General features: G+C 59.7%; 18 protein-coding genes and 1 pseudogene. 6 read left to right on the forward strand and 13 right to left on the reverse strand.

Annotation, left to right across the window (positions count from 1 at the left end):
• The first annotated feature begins 84 nt into the window (after window positions 1-84).
• The 3 genes from ACA069_RS01965 to ACA069_RS01975 all read left to right on the forward strand — a co-directional run bounded on the left by ACA069_RS01965 (window position 85) and on the right by ACA069_RS01975 (window position 2,699).
• Window positions 85-882 carry a transporter substrate-binding domain-containing protein gene (locus ACA069_RS01965; RefSeq protein WP_187678844.1) on the forward strand — a complete coding sequence of 266 codons (798 nt, stop codon included), beginning with the start codon at window positions 85-87 and terminating at the stop codon, window positions 880-882.
• A 130-nt stretch (window positions 883-1,012) separates the two neighbouring features.
• Entirely contained in the window at window positions 1,013-1,972 is a 960-nt protein-coding gene (locus ACA069_RS01970; protein ID WP_497616101.1) for an amino acid ABC transporter permease, read from the forward strand.
• Window positions 1,965-2,699 (forward strand): amino acid ABC transporter ATP-binding protein, encoded by a 735-nt coding sequence (locus ACA069_RS01975; protein ID WP_489879718.1) that lies wholly within the window; start codon window positions 1,965-1,967, stop codon window positions 2,697-2,699. The genes ACA069_RS01970 and ACA069_RS01975 overlap by 8 nt, the downstream gene beginning before the upstream one ends.
• 44 nt (window positions 2,700-2,743) lie before the next feature.
• On the opposite strand, the gene ACA069_RS01980 is transcribed toward ACA069_RS01975, so the two are convergent.
• From ACA069_RS01980 to ubiE, 11 genes and pseudogenes are all read right to left on the reverse strand, one after another.
• Window positions 2,744-3,616, reverse strand: a complete 873-nt coding sequence (locus ACA069_RS01980) for a methyl-accepting chemotaxis protein (RefSeq protein ID WP_410458010.1) — start codon at window positions 3,614-3,616, stop codon at window positions 2,744-2,746.
• A pseudogene (locus ACA069_RS01985) lies at window positions 3,599-4,660 on the reverse strand (methyl-accepting chemotaxis protein); the annotation flags it as partial. The pseudogene ACA069_RS01985 and the gene ACA069_RS01980, both read right to left, overlap by 18 nt.
• 84 nt (window positions 4,661-4,744) lie before the next feature.
• Window positions 4,745-5,452, reverse strand: a complete 708-nt coding sequence (locus ACA069_RS01990) for a 16S rRNA (uracil(1498)-N(3))-methyltransferase (protein ID WP_497616103.1) — start codon at window positions 5,450-5,452, stop codon at window positions 4,745-4,747.
• Complete coding sequence (gene tatC, locus ACA069_RS01995) at window positions 5,449-6,240, reverse strand: twin-arginine translocase subunit TatC (protein WP_497616105.1); 792 nt, start codon at window positions 6,238-6,240, stop codon at window positions 5,449-5,451. The genes ACA069_RS01990 and tatC overlap by 4 nt, the downstream gene beginning before the upstream one ends.
• Entirely contained in the window at window positions 6,237-6,674 is a 438-nt protein-coding gene (tatB, locus tag ACA069_RS02000; RefSeq protein ID WP_401270423.1) for a Sec-independent protein translocase protein TatB, read from the reverse strand. The genes tatC and tatB overlap by 4 nt, the downstream gene beginning before the upstream one ends.
• 10 nt (window positions 6,675-6,684) lie before the next feature.
• Window positions 6,685-6,966, reverse strand: coding sequence for a twin-arginine translocase TatA/TatE family subunit (locus tag ACA069_RS02005; RefSeq protein WP_003220847.1), 282 nt, complete (start codon window positions 6,964-6,966; stop codon window positions 6,685-6,687).
• A 25-nt stretch (window positions 6,967-6,991) separates the two neighbouring features.
• Complete coding sequence (locus tag ACA069_RS02010; RefSeq protein WP_007909355.1) at window positions 6,992-7,324, reverse strand: phosphoribosyl-ATP diphosphatase; 333 nt, start codon at window positions 7,322-7,324, stop codon at window positions 6,992-6,994.
• Window positions 7,317-7,718 carry a phosphoribosyl-AMP cyclohydrolase gene (gene hisI / locus ACA069_RS02015; RefSeq protein WP_007909357.1) on the reverse strand — a complete coding sequence of 134 codons (402 nt, stop codon included), beginning with the start codon at window positions 7,716-7,718 and terminating at the stop codon, window positions 7,317-7,319. The genes ACA069_RS02010 and hisI overlap by 8 nt, the downstream gene beginning before the upstream one ends.
• Window positions 7,719-7,799: 81 nt before the next feature.
• Window positions 7,800-9,404 (reverse strand): ubiquinone biosynthesis regulatory protein kinase UbiB, encoded by a 1,605-nt coding sequence (ubiB, locus tag ACA069_RS02020; RefSeq protein ID WP_497616108.1) that lies wholly within the window; start codon window positions 9,402-9,404, stop codon window positions 7,800-7,802.
• The gene (locus tag ACA069_RS02025) at window positions 9,401-10,024 is read right to left on the reverse strand and encodes a ubiquinone biosynthesis accessory factor UbiJ (protein WP_187679583.1); all 624 of its coding nucleotides are present in this window, start codon (window positions 10,022-10,024) and stop codon (window positions 9,401-9,403) included. The genes ubiB and ACA069_RS02025 overlap by 4 nt, the downstream gene beginning before the upstream one ends.
• A complete protein-coding gene (gene ubiE, locus ACA069_RS02030; protein WP_187679584.1) occupies window positions 10,024-10,794 on the reverse strand; it encodes a bifunctional demethylmenaquinone methyltransferase/2-methoxy-6-polyprenyl-1,4-benzoquinol methylase UbiE in 771 nt (256 codons plus the stop codon). Before ubiE ends, ACA069_RS02025 begins: the two co-directional genes overlap by 1 nt.
• Before the next feature lie 154 nt (window positions 10,795-10,948).
• On the opposite strand from ubiE, the gene ACA069_RS02035 reads away from it, so the two are divergent.
• The 3 genes from ACA069_RS02035 to ACA069_RS02045 all read left to right on the forward strand — a co-directional run bounded on the left by ACA069_RS02035 (window position 10,949) and on the right by ACA069_RS02045 (window position 12,813).
• On the forward strand, window positions 10,949-11,224 hold the full coding sequence (locus ACA069_RS02035; RefSeq protein WP_187679585.1) for a polyhydroxyalkanoic acid system family protein: 276 nt from the start codon (window positions 10,949-10,951) through the stop codon (window positions 11,222-11,224).
• Window positions 11,225-11,465: 241 nt separating this feature from the next.
• Complete coding sequence (locus tag ACA069_RS02040; RefSeq protein WP_187679586.1) at window positions 11,466-11,888, forward strand: phasin family protein; 423 nt, start codon at window positions 11,466-11,468, stop codon at window positions 11,886-11,888.
• A gap of 10 nt (window positions 11,889-11,898) precedes the next feature.
• Window positions 11,899-12,813, forward strand: a complete 915-nt coding sequence (locus ACA069_RS02045) for a phasin family protein (protein ID WP_497616112.1) — start codon at window positions 11,899-11,901, stop codon at window positions 12,811-12,813.
• Window positions 12,814-13,070: 257 nt separating this feature from the next.
• Here ACA069_RS02045 and ACA069_RS02050 read toward each other — a convergent pair whose 3' ends face one another.
• Together ACA069_RS02050 and phaC are read right to left on the reverse strand one after the other, a co-directional pair.
• Window positions 13,071-13,691 carry a TetR/AcrR family transcriptional regulator gene (locus ACA069_RS02050; RefSeq protein WP_187679588.1) on the reverse strand — a complete coding sequence of 207 codons (621 nt, stop codon included), beginning with the start codon at window positions 13,689-13,691 and terminating at the stop codon, window positions 13,071-13,073.
• Window positions 13,692-13,721: 30 nt separating this feature from the next.
• On the reverse strand, window positions 13,722-15,404 hold the full coding sequence (gene phaC / locus ACA069_RS02055; RefSeq protein ID WP_497616114.1) for a class II poly(R)-hydroxyalkanoic acid synthase: 1,683 nt from the start codon (window positions 15,402-15,404) through the stop codon (window positions 13,722-13,724).
• Window positions 15,405-15,410 lie beyond the last annotated feature (6 nt).

Here is a 15,410-nt window from a genome sequence, read left to right on the forward strand (position 1 = left end):
GTCCCCGAATTGGCGCACCCGGGCATTTTTGCCCGTCTCTGTTGGTTTTCGCGCCGCAAACGCAATGGTTTTGGGGACTTGAAGATGAAGAAGTATCTGTCGATGCTGCTGGTCGGCGTCACGGCACTGGTTGCAGTCACTGCGGCGCAGGCTGGCGCAATTGATGAAGCGGTCAAGCGCGGCACGTTGAAAGTCGGTATGGATCCGACCTACATGCCGTTCGAGATGACCAACAAGCGCGGCGAGATCATCGGCTTCGAAGTCGACATCCTCAAAGCCATGACCAAAGCCATGGGCGTCAAGCTGGAGCTGGTTTCGACCGGTTACGACGGGATTATCCCGGCGCTTATGACCGACAAATTCGACATGATCGGCAGCGGCATGACCCTGACTCAGGAACGCAACCTGCGCCTGAACTTCAGCGAGCCGTTCATCGTCGTCGGCCAGACCCTGCTGATCCGCAAGGAACTGGAAGGCACCATCAAGTCGTATAAAGACCTGAACACCGCCGACTACCGCATTACCTCAAAGCTCGGCACCACCGGTGAAATGGTCGCCAAGAAGCTGATCTCCAAAGCCAAGTACCACGGCTACGACAACGAGCAGGAAGCCGTGCTCGACGTGGTAAACGGCAAGGCCGACGCCTTCATCTACGACGCGCCATACAACGTTGTCGCGGTAAACAAGGTCGGCGCCGGCAAACTGGTGTTCCTCGACAAGCCCTTCACCTACGAGCCACTGGCCTTCGGTCTGAAGAAGGGTGACTACGACAGCCTCAATTTCATCAACAACTTCCTGCACCAGATCCACGAAGACGGCACCTACGATCGCATCCATGACAAGTGGTTCAAGAGCACCGAGTGGCTCAAGGACATGGAATAACGCCGGTCTGCAAGACCGCGTTACCCCTTTCGCGAGCAGGCTCGCTCCCACATTGGAATGCATTTCAAATGTGGGAGCGAGCCTGCTCGCGAAGAGGACCTTGTAAGCAACACCAATCCCGGAACCTGCAATGAAACATAAAAAAGCCCAATGGCCCTGGCACGTCCTCACCGTGCTGGTGCTGATCGGCCTGGCCGGTGCGTTGTATTACGCCACGTCGCTGATGTCCTACGAATGGCGCTGGAATCGCGTGCCGCAGTACTTCGCCTATCAGGCCGAAGAAACCCAGCGTGCCGCCGACATTTCCACCGTCACCGAACTGGTGCGCAAGGGCGGTAGCGCGCAAGTCACTCTGCGCAACGATGCCGGTGACGAGCAGCACCTGACCGTCGACGAGAACAGCCTGCAATTCGCTCAGGGCGACGATGTGGCCGAAGGCGACGTCGTGGGTGTCACTCGGCATTGGGCGGCAGGGCCGCTGTTGTGGGGGCTGTGGACGACGCTTTGGCTGTCGGTGGTCTCCGGCATTCTCGGTTTGTTGATCGGTCTGGTCACCGGGCTGTGCCGCTTGTCGAGCAACCCGACTCTGCGCGACCTTTCGAGCATCTACGTCGAACTGGTACGCGGCACGCCGCTGCTGGTGCAGATTTTCATTTTCTACTTCTTCATCGGCACGGTGATGAACCTGTCCCGGGAGTTCGCCGGGATCGCCGCATTGTCGCTGTTCACCGGCGCCTACGTTGCCGAGATCATCCGTTCCGGCGTGCAGTCAATTGCCCGTGGCCAGAACGAAGCCGCGCGATCGCTCGGTCTGAGCGCTGGCCAGTCGATGCGTCATGTGGTGCTGCCACAAGCGTTCAAACGCGTGCTGCCGCCACTGGCGGGGCAGTTCATCAGTCTGGTCAAGGACACCTCGCTGGTGTCGGTGATCGCCATCACCGAGCTGCTGAAAAGCGGCCGTGAAGTCATCACCACTTCGTTCTCGCCGTTCGAGATTCTGTTCTGCGTGGCCGGTCTGTACCTGTTGATCAACCTGCCGCTGTCGAAAATCGCCAGCCGGCTTGAGCGGAGGCTCGCGCAAAGTGATTGAAGTCCGCGATCTGGTAAAAGTCTTCGACACCCGTGGCCAGGTAGTGCGCGCGGTGGATAACGTCAGCACCAAGGTGGCCAAGGGCGAAGTACTGGTGGTGATCGGCCCGTCCGGTTCCGGCAAGTCGACGTTCCTGCGTTGCCTCAATGGCCTGGAAGAGTTCGATTCGGGTTCGGTGAGCATCGATGGCCTGCAACTGGCCGACCCGAAAACCGACGTGAATGCCTACCGCCGCGAAGTCGGCATGGTGTTCCAGCATTTCAACCTGTTCCCGCACATGACCGTGCTGGAAAACCTTTGTCTGGCGCAAAAAGTCGTGCGCAAGCGCGGCAAGAAAGAGCGCGAGGCGAAGGCCATGGAATTGCTGAAAAAGGTCGGTATCGCCCAGAAAGCCAACGAGTTTCCGTCACGCCTGTCCGGCGGTCAGCAGCAGCGCGTGGCGATTGCCCGGGCGCTGGCGATGGAGCCGAAGGTGATGCTGTTTGATGAGCCGACCTCGGCCCTCGACCCGGAAATGGTCGGCGAAGTACTGGATGTGATGAAGAACCTGGCCGTGGAAGGCATGACCATGGTCTGCGTCACCCACGAAATGGGCTTCGCCCGGGAAGTGGCAGATCGGGTGCTGTTCTTCGATCACGGCAAGTTGCTGGAAGATGCGTCGCCGGCGCAGTTCTTTGATGCGCCGAAGGATCCGCGCGCTCAGGCATTCCTGCGTCAGGTTCTCTAACTGATCGTTCCCACGCTCTGCGTGGGAACGATCAGTCCGACTACTTAGACCTTGAACTTACCAACCAGCGTCTGCAGATGCGTCCCCAGCCGCGCCAGCTCAACGCTGGACGCTGCCGTCTCTTCACTCGCCGCCGATGTCTGATCCGACACATCGCGCACATTCAGCACGCTACGGTTGATCTCTTCCGCCACCGCGCTCTGCTGCTCTGCCGCCGCAGCGATCTGCTGGTTCATCGCCTGAATCGCCGAAACAGTGCGGGTGATGCTTGCCAGCGAGCCACCGGCCCGACGGGTCAGCTCAACGCTGCTGTCGGTCAGGGTGCGGCTGTTGTCCATGATCGTCGCCACTTGCTGGGTGCCGTTTTGCAGGCCGACGATCAGCTCTTCGATCTCTTCGGTGGACTTCTGCGTGCGCTGGGCGAGGCTGCGTACTTCATCGGCAACCACGGCGAAACCACGACCGGCCTCACCGGCACGCGCCGCCTCGATGGCTGCGTTGAGCGCCAGCAGGTTGGTTTGCTGGGCCACGGATTTGATTACGTCGAGGACGCTGCCGATCTTGTCGCTTTCGCGCTTGAGTTCGCCCATGGCTTCGGTGGAGTGACCGACTTCAACGGCCAGACGCTCGATCTGCGCAATGGCTTCGCCGACGACTTTGTCGCCTTCGCGGGCCTGTTGGTCCGCAGCGACAGCGGCTTCGGAAGCCTCTTCAGCGTTGCGCGCAACTTCCTGCACGGTGGCAGCCATTTCGTTCATGGCGGTGGCGACCTGATCGGTCTCGATTTTCTGATTGTTGACCCCGGCGCTGGTTTGCTCGGTCACGGCGGACAGCTCTTCGGCGGCACTGGCGATCTGTGTGACGCCATCGCTGATCCCGCCGATCAACTCGCGCAGGCCTTGGGTCATGCTCTGCATCGAACGCTGCAACTGGCCAAGTTCGTCGCGGCGCAACGAGACCAGGTTGTGGGTCAGGTCGCCGGCTGCGACGCGCTCGGCGACTTTCAGGGTCTGGTTCAGCGGAATGATGATTTGCCGCGTGATCGCCCAAGCCGCCAGCAGGCCGAAGGCCAAGGCCAGCAGGGTGGCGATCAACAGCATGTTCTTGGCGTGGGCGGCATCGGTGTCGCGCACGATAGTTTGCGAAGCCGTCAGCTTCTTGCTGAGGTCGATCAAGATGTCGCCCTGAGCGGACATGCGCGCGAGTGACTTGGCATTGGTGACCTGCGAGTCGCGGAACTGAGCGACCGCCGCGCGATAGGCTTTGATCGAATCGGTGGCCTGTTGCAGGTTGGCGATGTGTTGTTCCGGCAGTTTCGACGACAGGCTTTCAAGGTTTTTGAGGGCATTGTCGATGGCATTCAGTGCCGGTTGCTCTGCTTCAGCCTTGCCGCTGTAGGTGTAGCCGCGCACTTGATAACGCGCCTGCTGGAGCAGTTTGCTCAGTTCGATCACGCTGTTGAACTGCGCGACGCTGTCACCTTGCAGCAAGGATTTTTCAACTTCCGATACCTTTGCCACGGCGTTGTCGGCGCTGGCGCCCAGCTTGCTGCGGGCGTCTTCGCGCTGGACGGTGGCTTGAGTCATGTCGGCAAAAGCACGTTTGTATTCGGCAACGGCGGCCAATTGCTGATCGACCATGGCGGCGTCGGATGGTTGTTCAATCAGGCCGCGTGCGGTTTGCAGGCCGCTGTCGAGTTTGTTCAGCAACTCGTTGACCGCGCCCGGGCCTTGTTCGCCACGGCGTGCGTCATAGTCCACGCGCGCCAGGCGCAGGTCTTTGGTCAGCTCGTTGAGGCTGGATATGAAACCGAGCTTGTCCCCACGGCTGATGATGCCGCTCATGCCGGTCCAGCCGGTAAAGGTGATCAACAGCGTCAGCACCAGCACCAGGCCGAAACCGATTCCCAGTTTGCGTTTGACGCTGACGTTTCCAAGACTCTCGGCTAACCAACGGTACATGCGACGACTCCCTCAGACCACTCATTGGACTTATGGGAACTGTATCGGCTGCGTGATGGCATTCTGTAATGCCATCTGTCCTGGCTAGAAGAGGCGGGCGAGGAGGGCGGTGACGGCGGTTTCGACGCGCAGGATGCGTTCGCCCAGTTGCACCGGTTGCAGGCCGGATTTGGCCAGCAGATCGATTTCGTAAGGAATCCAGCCACCTTCGGGGCCGATGGCCAAAGTCACCGGTTCGCTCAATGCGCGCGGGCAGGGCGGATAGTTACCGGGATGGCCGACCAGACCGAGTGTGCCTTCAGTAATCGCTGGCAGGCGATCTTCGACAAACGGCTTGAAGCGTTTCTCGATGATGATTTGCGGCAGCACCGTATCCCGCGCCTGTTCGAGGCCGAGGATCAGCTGTTCGCGGATTGCGTCAGGTTCGAGAAACGGTGTCTGCCAGAAACTCTTCTCGACCCGATAGCTGTTGACCAGAATGATCTTTGACACACCCATGGTCGCCACGGTCTGGAACACCCGACGCAGCATTTTTGGACGCGGCAGGGCCAGTACCAAGGTCAGCGGCAGTTTTGCCGGTGGCGGCTGATCGACGCTGACGCGTAGTTCAGCTTCACCAGCCTCCAGCCGCAAAAGCTCAGCCGAACCCATCAGCCCATTGATGCGCCCGACCCGCAGGCTGTCACCCACTTGCGAGCGATGAACTTCCTGCATGTGCGTCAGGCGTCGATCACGCAGCACCACACGGTCGGCCGCAATGAAGTCGGCCTCTTCGAGCAGCAGCAGGTTCATGCCTGGGTCGCTGGCGGCTGGTCGTTGTGATCGTCGGCCGGATTTTCATCCGGACGTTCGCGCTTGCTGACCAGACCACCGAACAGAATGCCGATTTCAAACAGCATCCACATCGGCACGGCCAACAGGGTCTGCGAGAAAATGTCCGGCGGCGTGAGGATCATGCCGACCACGAAGCAGCCAATGATCACGTACGGACGGATCTTTCTCAGGTATTGGACATCGACCACGCCGATCCACACCAGCAGCACAACGGCCACCGGGATCTCGAACGCCACGCCGAAGGCGAAAAACAGCGTCATGACGAAATCGAGGTAGCTGGCAATGTCGGTCATCATTTCCACGCCGGCCGGGGTGGCAGCGGCGAAGAACTTGAAGATCAGCGGGAATACGAAGTAATAGGCGAAAGCCATGCCGGTGTAGAACAGCAGGATGCTGGAGACCAGCAACGGCACGGCGATGCGCTTCTCATGCTTGTACAGGCCCGGCGCGATGAAGCCCCAGATCTGATGCAGGATCACCGGAATCGCGAGGAACAGCGAGACCATCATCGTCAGCTTCAGTGGCGTCAGGAACGGCGACGACACGTCGGTGGCGATCATCGTCGCGCCGACCGGCAGGTACTGACGCAGCGGCGTCGAGACGAAGGTGTAGATCTGCTGGGTGAAGGCGAACAGCCCGGCGAAGATGATGAAGATCGCCGCCACACAACGCAGCAGGCGGGTGCGCAACTCGGTGAGGTGCGAAACCAGCGGCATGTGCTGGTCGTTTTCTGGGAGATCGCTCATGGGGCTCGCGGCGGCAGTGTAGGGTCGTGAGGGGCCGGCGCGGTCGGCGCGACGGTAGGAGCAATGTGTTCAACCGAAGTAGGTGTCACGGCCGGTGCCGGCTCGGTGGCAGCTACAACCGGGGCAACTGCGGCAGGCGCATGAATCGTCTGCTCACCCACATGTTCAACCGGAGTCGGCTCTTGCTGAACCGGATTGAAAATCTTCCGCGCCTCCTGCTCCAGCGACAGAATGTGCTCGTTGTGCAGTTGCCGACGAATCTCGTCGGCACCGATTTCACGTTCAACTTCCTGTTTGATCGCGTTGAAGCTGCGCTTCAGCCGTCCGACCCACAGGCCGGCGGTGCGTGCAGCGCCCGGCAGACGCTCGGGGCCCAGCACCAGCAGGGCAACGAGGCCGACGAGCAGCAGTTCAGAGAAGCTGATACCAAACATTAGTCAGTGCTCACACGTCTTTGCGGATCGGCTCTTCGACTTTCTGCGCCTGCACGTCGATGGTGTGCGGCGGGTTGGCCTGAGCGGTGGCTTGCGGCTGTACCGGTGGCACTGGCTGCGCAGGCGTCACGGTAGGATCGGCAGCTGGCTTCTCGTCGTCGTTCATGGCTTTGCGGAAGCCCTTGATCGACTCACCCACGTCGGTGCCGAGGTTTTTCAGTTTCTTGGTGCCGAACACCAGCACCACGACTACCAGAATGACGATCCAGTGTTTCCAGTCAAAAATGCCCATGTTGCTGTTCCTCTCTAATAGTTGTTCAGGCGGACGGGCGCGAGGCTTTCTCGACGTGTCCGGACAGGCCGAAGCGACGATCCAGTTCATCGAGTACAGCCTGTGGATGCTGCCCCAGTTGAGCGAGCATGACCATGCTGTGGAACCACAGGTCGGCGGTCTCGTAGATCACGTCGCTGCAGTCGCCGCTGATGGCGGCGTCCTTGGCGGCAATAATGGTTTCGACCGACTCTTCGCCGACTTTCTCCAGAATCTTGTTCAGACCCTTGTGATACAGGCTGGCGACATACGAGCTGTCGGCCGCTGCGCCTTTGCGCTCTTCGAGCACTTCGGCCAGGCGGGTCAGGGTGTCACTCATGTTTGTGTCCTGCGGAATAGATTGCGTGCGGGTCTTTCAGCACCGGGTCGACCGTTTTCCAGTCGCCGTTTTCGAAGACGCGGTAAAAGCAGCTTTGACGGCCGGTATGGCAAGCGATGTCGCCGATCTGTTCAACCATCAGGATGATCACGTCGGCGTCACAGTCCAGACGCATCTCATGCAAGGTCTGTACGTGGCCGGACTCTTCGCCCTTGCGCCACAGCTTGCCACGGGAACGTGACCAGTAGATTGCACGGTTTTCCGCGGCGGTCAGTTCGAGCGCTTCGCGGTTCATCCAGGCCATCATCAGTACACGTCCGGTCTTGTGATCCTGGGCAATCGCGGGCACCAGGCCGTCAGCGTCCCACTTGATCTCGTCCAGCCAGTTTTTCATCTTCGACTCCGACAGCGAACCCACACTTCAAATAGTCGGGTTCAGGCGTTGAAACAGTGTGCCAGCCGATCACGGAACTGGCTATCGGCGAACGACCAGATACAAGCCTACGGCTACCATGATCCCGGCGGGCCAATGCCCCAATTCGTTCAGCGGGCCACCGGCGGCGAGGATCGCACCGCCTGCCAGATGGGCGCTGCCGAGCAGGCGCAGGAACCAGTCGTCCTTGCGTTTGTGCCACGGCGGCGGTGGGTCTTTGGCGTGAGGCTGGGACATGCGCTCAAGCAGATCGCGGGCCATGTTGGCCAGATGTGGAATCTGTTCGAACTGGCTCTGCACGTTGCCGAGCAAGGCTTTCGGGCTGACACGTTCGCGCATCCAGCGTTCAAGGAACGGCTGTGCGGTGTTCCACAGGTCCAGATCCGGATAGAGCTGACGACCGAGGCCTTCGATGTTCAGCAAGGTCTTTTGCAGCAGTACGAGTTGCGGCTGCACTTCCATATTGAAGCGGCGTGCAGTCTGGAACAGGCGCATCAGCACCTGGCCAAATGAAATATCTTTTAACGGTTTTTCGAAGATCGGCTCGCACACGGTACGGATCGCCGCTTCGAATTCGTTGAGTTTGGTTTCCGCCGGCACCCAGCCCGAATCGATGTGCAATTGCGCGACACGGCGGTAGTCACGCTTGAAGAAGGCGAACAGGTTGCGCGCCAGATAATCCTGATCTTCCGGGGTCAGGCTGCCGACGATCCCGCAGTCGATCGCGATGTACTGCGGGCTCCACGGGTTGACGGTGCTGACGAAGATGTTGCCCGGGTGCATGTCGGCGTGGAAGAAACTGTCGCGGAATACCTGGGTGAAGAAGATCTCCACGCCGCGTTCGGCGAGCATTTTCATATCGGTGCGCTGGTCGGCGAGGGTCGCCAGATCGGTCACCTGAATGCCGTAGATGCGCTCCATCACCAGCACTTTCGGCCGGCACCAGTCCCAATAGACTTGCGGCACATAGAGCAGCGGTGAGCCTTCGAAGTTGCGCTTCAACTGGCTGGCGTTGGCCGCCTCGCGCAGCAAATCGAGCTCGTCGTAAATGGTTTTTTCGTAGTCCTGCACCACGTCCACCGGGTGCAGCAAGCGTGCATCGGCCGAGACCTTTTCGGCAGCGCGGGCGAGGATGAACAGCCACGCCAGATCCTGAGCGATGATTGGCTTCAGACCCGGGCGGATCACCTTCACCACCACTTCTTCGCCGGTTTTCAACTGCGCGGCGTGCACCTGCGCCACCGAGGCCGAGGCCAGCGGTTGAACATCGAATCGGCTGAACACTTCGCTGATTTTCTTGCCCAGCTGCTCTTCGATCAGCTTGATCGACAGCTGCGAATCGAACGGCGGTACACGATCCTGCAACAGCATCAGCTCATCGGCGATGTCTTCCGGCAGCAAGTCGCGGCGGGTCGAGAGAATCTGCCCGAACTTGATGAAGATCGGCCCCAGATCCTGTAATGCCAGGCGCAGGCGCGCGCCACGGCTCAGGTCCAGCGGCTTGCGCGGGAACCAGCGCCACGGCAGCACATAACGCAGCGCCAGCAGGAACCAGGGCAGCGGCAGATCGAACAGCAGGTCATCGAGACGGTAGCGGATCACGACGCGCTGGATGCGCAACAGACGGCGGACGGCAAGCAGCTTCATGCGTTATCGCTTGGGTCGAGGGATCGGGAAAGGCGCTCGAAACGCGCCTCGAGACGTTCCAGATCAAGTTTGATCCGGTCCAGTTCGCTGAACCGCGCTTCGGCTTCGCGCTGCCCGACGAGGGTGCGCGATTCTTCGGCGAGGTATTCGGCAAGATTCTGGTTGAGGCTGGCAAATCCTTGTTGATACCAGCGTGCGCGGCTGCGCAAATGACCGCCAACCAGTTGCGTGGCCACAGGTCCCAGCCAGCGCGAGAGTTCGTACTCCCAGTCCAGCTCCAGATCCTGCAGCACACCGGCCAGTTCCAGCAGCACGCCGCTGTCGCCGTCGAGTTCGACTTCCGGGGCGTGCAGCACCGCTGTCTTGTCTTTGCTCAGGGCCAGTTTCAACAGGCTCGAAGCCGGGGCGCGCAGGGTGCAGTCGACACCGGTTTCCCAGTGGGACGCGAGCATCAAACCTTCATCGCTCGGCAGAATGAACAGTTGCAGCGCCGGGCTACGGCAGTCGATGGCAATCACCTTGCCGGTCAGATGCGCCAGCCGCGGCAGCGCCGTGCTGTCGAGACGCAGCACCCGGTTGAGGCCGAGTTCGACGCTGGCAAGCAGCCCGGTGAGCAGCATCAGGGCTTGATGCCGCGGTGCAGGGCGACGATGCCTGCGGTCATGTTGTGATAGGTCACGCGGTCGAAACCGGCGTCGACCATCATCGACTTCAGGGTTTCCTGATTCGGGTGCATGCGGATCGATTCGGCCAGGTAGCGATAGCTTTCCGAGTCGTTGGTGATCAGCTTGCCCATCAGCGGCATGAAGGCGAACGAGTAGGCGTCGTAGGCTTTGGACATCAGCGCGTTGGTTGGCTTGGAGAATTCCAGCACCAGCAAGCGACCGCCGGGCTTGAGCACGCGCAGCATCGAGCGCAGGGCGTCTTCCTTGTGCGTCACGTTGCGCAGGCCGAAAGCGATGGTCACGCAGTCGAAATGGTTGTCCGGGAACGGCAGTTTTTCAGCGTCTGCCTGAACGAATTCGACGTTGCCGGCCACACCCAGATCCAGCAGGCGGTCGCGGCCGACCTTGAGCATGGATTCGTTGATGTCGGCCAATACCACCTGACCGGTAGGGCCTACCAGATGGGAGAATTTTTTGGTCAGGTCACCAGTGCCGCCGGCAATGTCCAGAACGCGATTGCCGCTGCGCACGCCCGACAGTTCGATCGCGAAACGCTTCCACAAGCGGTGCATGCCGCCCGACAGAAGGTCGTTCATCAGGTCGTACTTGGCGGCTACGGAGTGGAACACCTCAGCGACTTTTTCCGCTTTCTGGCTTTCCGGAACGTCTTTGAAGCCGAAGTGAGTGGTGGGTTCGGCATCGCTGCCTTTGCGCTGATCAGTCATATCGCTGTCACCAAAAGAGAATGCGCGACATTCTAATCCCCAAGCCATGCTTTGTCTTGGAATGGCTAAAGGTAAGATGGACAACCTTCGGGACGATTTGCCGCAGACGCGGTCAAGATTTACCGATGAACATTCATAAGTCAGGAGTCATTCGATGGCCCGTATTAGTGTTGAACGTGCCCATAGCCTGGGCAAGGAAGCTGCCCGCGAGAAGGCCGACAAGCTGGCGCAGAAACTGTCCGAGCAATACGGCCTGGAGCCGCAGTGGTCGGGCGATACCCTGAACCTCAAGCGTTCGGGCGTTAAAGGCGCGGTGCATGTGGCTGACGATTCGATCAAGGTCGACGTGGAACTGGGCCTGATGATGTCGGCCATGAGCGGCATGATCAAAGCCGAGATCGAGAAGGCGTTGGACAAGGCGCTGGTTTGATTTCTGCCTGAAACGAATCCCGTGTGGGAGCGAGCCTGCTCGCGAATGCGGTGTGTCAGTCACAGAAAATCCGACTGATAAAACGCTTTCGCGAGCAGGCTCGCTCCCACATTCGTTTCGTGTGAAGCCAGAGGTTTATGTCAGTTGTTAGGGTGCCGTTTCTAATTTTTCTACCTACTTTGTGCCAGAGCCCGACACTTTCGCGGGCAGTTCCTCAAACCTTCTGCGCGTGAGGTGCACCATGGCCAAAGTTATTTTGAAGAAAAAAATCGACGCTTCGACAACCGCTCTGAGCGACGTCAAATCCTATGCCCGCAAGATCTGGCTGGCAGGCCTGGGTGCCTACGCCAAGGTCGGCCAAGAGGGTAGTGACTACTTTCAAGAGTTGATCAAGGCTGGTCAAACTGTTGAAAAGAAAGGCAAAAAAGTCGTCACCGAAAAACTCGAAGCGGCCAACGCCGAGATCGATGAAGCCCGTGACGAAGTCAGTTCTTTCAAAGGCCGTGTCGAAGTTCAGCTCGACAAGGTCGAGAAGGCGTTCGACAGCCGCGTAGCAAGCGCCTTGAATCGTATCGGCATTCCGTCTAAACATGACGTTGAGACACTCTCTGCTAAGCTCGATGAGCTGACGGCATTGCTCGAACGCGTCGCGCGTAAATCTTAAGGAGAACGGGATGGCTGGTAAAAAGAACACCGATAAAGAAGGCAGCTCGTGGATTGGGAAAGTCGAAGACTACTCCCGCAAAATCTGGCTGGCTGGTTTAGGCGTGTACTCGAAGATCGACACTGACGGCAGCAAGCTCTTCGATACATTGGTCAAAGACGGCGAGAAAGCCGAGAAGCTCACCAAGTCGGCAGTCGGCAAAAAAGTCGATGCCGCCAAGGATTCCGCTTCCTCGGCCAAGTCGCGCATCAGCGGTGTGAAAGATCGCGCGCTGGGCAAGTGGGATGAGCTGGAAGGGGCTTTCGACAAGCGTCTGAACAGCGCGATTTCGCGCTTGGGCGTACCGAGCCGCAATGAAGTCAAAGCGCTGCACAGCAAGGTGGAAACCTTGACCAAGCAGATCGAAAAACTGACTGGCGAGAAGGCCCGTCCTGTCGCGAAAACCGCTACGGCCAAGCCAGCAGCTAAAACTGCGGCGGCAAAACCGGCAGCCAAAACAGCCGCCAAGCCACTGGCCAAAGCGGCTGCCAAACCGGTGGCGAAGGCTAAAGCAGCAGTTAAATCCGTAGCAAAAACTGCTGCCGCCAAACCTGCTGCGAAAGCAGCGGCCAAGCCGGTTGGAGCCGCCAAGGCAGCCGCGAAGCCCGCCGCTAAAACCGCGGCGAAGCCAGCAGCCAAGCCAGCAGCGAAAACCGCTGCCGCCAAACCTGCTGCCAAGCCAGCGGCCAAACCGGCTGCGGCGAAGAAACCGGCAGTGAAAAAACCGGCCGCACCGAAAGCCGCAGCGCCGAAACCGGCAGCTCCCGCGGCCAAGCCTGCTACCCCGGCAGCTCCGGTGAGCGCGTCAAACTCCGCCGCGGCACCGACTCCGGTGGCCACTCCGACTGCTGCATCGACCCCGTCGACGCCAACCAGTCAGTCCTGATTTTTCAGGGCAAAACAAAACGCCCGGCCTGTAAAGGTCGGGCGTTTTTGTTTGTGCTTTTTAAAAGCTTACCCTCACCCCAGCCCTCTCCCCGAGGGAGAGGGGGCCGATTCGGGGATGCTTCAGCCTTACACCGACCTGAAAGTGTCGTATTGAATTCATAATCGACTGGATTTTTCAGGTCGCCGTATCGCGTAAGACAATAAGGTCAGTCCCCTCTCCCTCTGGGAGAGGGTTAGGGTGAGGGGCTCTTGATTTCATTCGTGATCTTCGAGGTATTGCAGGGCCATCCGCTCCGTCGCCACCTTCACCGGCGGCAACAAATGCGGCGCCACCAGCATCATGATCTGATAAACCACCAATCTGACCTCGCCCTCCCGATCAAGAATGCGCTGATAGTCCAGCGAAAACAGCAGCGTCATGGTGATCTGCTCCACCAGTTGCCCCAGTGCCTGGGTATCGCTGACCAACTGCCCCGACGCTTTCAAACGCGCCAGCAACGACGCCAGCGTGCGCTTCAATGCATTGAGCAGATGACGAATCCCCTTCGCCAGTTTCGGCAGGCGTCCGGCCAGGTTCGACAAGTCCTGAAACAGGAACCGGTACTGCGCGAGGCGCTCGACGATCAGGTGCAAAAACAGCCAGTAATCCTCCGGCGCCAATTCCACATCCGGCGGTGGATCGAGCAGCGGCGCGAGTTCATTCTGGAAGCGTTCGAACAACCCGAGTATCAGCGGCTCCTTGCCGTGGAAGTGGTAGTAGAGGTTGCCGGGGCTGATCCCCATTTCGTTGGCAACCTCCATGGTGGAGACGTTCGGTTCGCCCTTTTCATTGAACAGTTGCAGAGCACATTCGAGAATCCGGTCGCGGGTTTTCATCCAGTCTTCTTAGAAAAGTTCGGTTAAGCGTCAGCGCACACGCACGTAAGTACCGGGTGCTGCCTCCATCGGTGGATAGTTCGGGTTGCCGAGGGTCATCTGGGTTTCGTGCTGGGCGCCCGAGCGCTGCTGAATCCATTCCAGCCACTGCGGCCACCAACTGCCGTCGACGTGTTTGCCGTCGTAGTACCAGGCGCGCGGGTCGCTGCTCATCTTGCCGTTCTCGACGTAAGCGGCTTTCGGGTTGCTTGGCGGGTTGAGGATGCTTTGCACGTGGCCGCTGTTGGACAGCACGAAGCGCTTGTCACCACCCAGCAGCAGGGTCGAGCGATACACCGCGTCCCACGGCGTGATGTGGTCGTTCATGCCGGCGACGCTGAAACTGTCGACGGTGACTTTCTGCAGATCGATCGGCGTGCCGCAAACTTCGAGGCCGCCCGGATGGGTCAGCGGGTTATGTTTGAAGAAGTCCAGCAAGTCGCCATGAAACGCGGCGGGCAGCCGGGTGTTGTCATTGTTCCAGTAAAGGATGTCGAAGGCCGGCGGCTCTTTGCCCAACAGGTAGTTGTTGACGAAGTAGCTCCAGATCAAGTCGTTGGGGCGCATCCAGGCGAAGATCCTGGCCATGTCGCGACCATCCAGCACGCCTTTCTGATAGGAACGACGCTTGGCGGCTTCCAGGGTCTGTTCATCGGCGAACAGTGTGGCCGGGGTGTCGATCTCGCTGTCGAGCAGGCTGACCAGATAGGTTGCACTGGATATGCGCCGCAGCTGCCGCTTGGCCTGCAAATGCCCTTGCAGGGCGGCGATGGTCAGGCCGCCGGCGCAGGCGCCCATCAGGTTGATCTCACGGGCGCCGGTAATCGCCCTGCACACGTTCATCGCTTCTTCCACCGCTTCGACGTAGGTCGACAGGCCCCATTCGCGATGGCGCACATCAGGGTTGCGCCAACTGATCATGAACGTCTGCAAGCCGTTCTTCAGGGCGTACTGGACGAAGCTGTTTTGCGGGCTGAGGTCGAAAATGTAGTACTTGTTGATTTGCGGTGGCACCACCAGCAGCGGCTTGGCGTATTGCTTTTCGCTCATCGGTCGGTACTGGATCAGTTCCAGCATTTCGTTGCGAAACACCACCGAGCCGGTGGTGGTAGCGACGGTCTTGCCGACCTCGAAAGCCTGCCGGGTGACTTGCCGTGGCAGACCGTCGTTGTGCAGCAAATCATCGAACAAATGACTAAGACCGCGCACCAGACTGTTGCCACCGGAGTTGAACAACTCCTTGATCGCCAGCGGGTTGAGCAGGGTGTTGGACGGCGCCACGGCGTCGTTGAGCAGCGTGAAGGCAAACTGCGCCCGGGCGCGGTCATCCGGGCTCATGTCGCTGTCGTCGATCCAGCTTTTGACCTGTTTCTGCCAGGCCAGATAGGCCTGCAGGCTGCGCCGGTAAAACGGATTCAGGCTCCACGCCGGGTCGGCAAAACGAGTGTCCTGTGGATTGGTCGGGTGCAGGGTTTCGCCAAGCAGCACTCGGCCGAGCTGGCCGCCAAGTTTCAGGGCGTGCCTGGCACTGTGGATCGGATTGCGCAGGCCATGGGCTGCGACGCTGCGCAGGGTCGAGAGCAGGTCCCGACCACGCAAGCCGGTGATCGCACTTTGTGCGTTGATGAACACGGCGGGGCTGGGGACCACGCCCGTCGCTGGTTTTTCGCGCATGACTCA

It is taken from the genome of Pseudomonas sp. LBUM1652, assembly GCF_059716105.1.

Bases quoted from the DNA above. Each gene is read 5' to 3' on its own strand.
- ACA069_RS01965 (WP_187678844.1), top strand. From the start codon at position 85: ATGAAGAAGTATCTGTCGATGCTGCTGGTCGGCGTCACGGCACTGGTT.
- ACA069_RS02025 (WP_187679583.1), bottom strand. From the start codon at position 10,024: ATGCTGCTCACCGGGCTGCTTGCCAGCGTCGAACTCGGCCTCAACCGG.
- ACA069_RS01990 (WP_497616103.1), bottom strand. From the start codon at position 5,452: ATGAACCTGCTGCTGCTCGAAGAGGCCGACTTCATTGCGGCCGACCGT.
- ACA069_RS02010 (WP_007909355.1), bottom strand. From the start codon at position 7,324: ATGAGTGACACCCTGACCCGCCTGGCCGAAGTGCTCGAAGAGCGCAAA.
- phaC (WP_497616114.1), bottom strand. From the start codon at position 15,404: ATGCGCGAAAAACCAGCGACGGGCGTGGTCCCCAGCCCCGCCGTGTTC.
- ACA069_RS02035 (WP_187679585.1), top strand. From the start codon at position 10,949: ATGGCCCGTATTAGTGTTGAACGTGCCCATAGCCTGGGCAAGGAAGCT.
- ubiE (WP_187679584.1), bottom strand. From the start codon at position 10,794: ATGACTGATCAGCGCAAAGGCAGCGATGCCGAACCCACCACTCACTTC.
- ACA069_RS02050 (WP_187679588.1), bottom strand. From the start codon at position 13,691: ATGAAAACCCGCGACCGGATTCTCGAATGTGCTCTGCAACTGTTCAAT.
- hisI (WP_007909357.1), bottom strand. From the start codon at position 7,718: ATGAAAAACTGGCTGGACGAGATCAAGTGGGACGCTGACGGCCTGGTG.
- ACA069_RS02005 (WP_003220847.1), bottom strand. From the start codon at position 6,966: ATGGGCATTTTTGACTGGAAACACTGGATCGTCATTCTGGTAGTCGTG.
- ACA069_RS01970 (WP_497616101.1), top strand. From the start codon at position 1,013: ATGAAACATAAAAAAGCCCAATGGCCCTGGCACGTCCTCACCGTGCTG.
- ACA069_RS02040 (WP_187679586.1), top strand. From the start codon at position 11,466: ATGGCCAAAGTTATTTTGAAGAAAAAAATCGACGCTTCGACAACCGCT.
- tatC (WP_497616105.1), bottom strand. From the start codon at position 6,240: ATGAGCGATCTCCCAGAAAACGACCAGCACATGCCGCTGGTTTCGCAC.
- tatB (WP_401270423.1), bottom strand. From the start codon at position 6,674: ATGTTTGGTATCAGCTTCTCTGAACTGCTGCTCGTCGGCCTCGTTGCC.
- ubiB (WP_497616108.1), bottom strand. From the start codon at position 9,404: ATGAAGCTGCTTGCCGTCCGCCGTCTGTTGCGCATCCAGCGCGTCGTG.
- ACA069_RS02045 (WP_497616112.1), top strand. From the start codon at position 11,899: ATGGCTGGTAAAAAGAACACCGATAAAGAAGGCAGCTCGTGGATTGGG.
- ACA069_RS01980 (WP_410458010.1), bottom strand. From the start codon at position 3,616: ATGCAGAGCATGACCCAAGGCCTGCGCGAGTTGATCGGCGGGATCAGC.